Origin of the sequence: Umezawaea tangerina (assembly GCF_003002815.1) — a bacterium.
In the GTDB taxonomy this organism is placed as follows: domain Bacteria; phylum Actinomycetota; class Actinomycetes; order Mycobacteriales; family Pseudonocardiaceae; genus Umezawaea; species Umezawaea tangerina.
In genome coordinates this window covers 1-1,134 of the sequence record NZ_PVTF01000033.1, presented here as the reverse complement: position 1 = coordinate 1,134, position 1,134 = coordinate 1, and the positions used below count along the sequence as shown (strand labels likewise).

Genomic DNA, 1,134 nt, shown 5'->3' with positions numbered 1-1,134 from the left:
CTAGTGTCCTGAGTCTTTAGTTCGTGTGCAGGCGTAGGGTTCGGTGGCATGCCGAACCCGAAACTGCCCGAGTTGGTGCTCTCCGACGATGAGGCGAGCGCGTTGCAGGGCTGGACGCGGCGTCGGAAGACGGCACAGGCGTTGGCATTGCGGGCGCGGATCGTGTTGCGATGTGCCGAAGGTGGCTCGAACAGCGAGATCGCGGCAGAGCTGGGAATCCAGCGGGCGACAGTGTCGAAGTGGCGCTCGCGGTTCGTGGCCGACAGGCTGGACGGACTGCTGGACGAGGCGCGTCCGGGGCGTCCGCGCACGATCTCCGACGATCAGGTCGAGGCGGTGATCACCGCGACGCTGGAGACGACCCCGGCCAACGCCACTCACTGGTCGACCCGGTCGATGGCCGCGGAGTCCGGACTGACCCAGACTGCGGTGACCCGGATCTGGAACGCGTTCGGTCTGCAGCCGCATCGCCGTGCGGCGTGGAAGTTGTCCAAGGATCCGTTGTTCGTGGACAAGGTCAAGGACGTGGTCGGGCTCTACCTCGCGCCGCCGGAGCGGGCGGTGGTGCTGTGCGTGGACGAGAAGTCCCAGATCCAGGCACTGAACCGCACGGCGCCGATCCTGCCGATGCTGCCGGGGACACCGCAGCGTGCCACGCACGACTACACCCGGCACGGTACGTCGAGTCTGTATGCGGCCCTGGACATCGTCACCGGCAAGGTCATCGGACGGTTGCACATGCGGCACCGTGCGATCGAGTTCAGGAAATTCCTGATCGCCATCGACAAGGAGGTGCCGGCGGATCTGGCGGTGCATCTGGTGATGGACAACGTCTCCACCCACAAGACCCCGGTGATCAAACGTTGGCTGGCCGCTCACCCGCGTTTCGCCGTGCACTTCACCCCGACGTCGAGTTCCTGGCTCAACCTCGTCGAACGCTGGTTCTCCGAGTTGACGACCAAGAAACTCCAACGCGGCAGCCATACCAGTGTCCGCGCGCTCAACCGCGACATCCGTGCCTGGATCGAGACCTGGAACGACGAGCCACGGCCCTATGTATGGACCAAGACCGCCGACCAGATCCTCGACTCCATCGCACGCTACTGCACACGAATTAACAACTCGGGACACTAG

The 1,134-nt window shown here is 64.6% G+C and carries 1 protein-coding gene; it reads left to right on the top strand.

Annotation, left to right across the window (positions count from 1 at the left end):
* The first annotated feature begins 48 nt into the window (after positions 1 to 48).
* Positions 49 to 1,134 (top strand): IS630 family transposase, encoded by a 1,086-nt coding sequence (locus tag CLV43_RS46920; RefSeq protein ID WP_106197064.1) that lies wholly within the window; start codon positions 49 to 51, stop codon positions 1,132 to 1,134.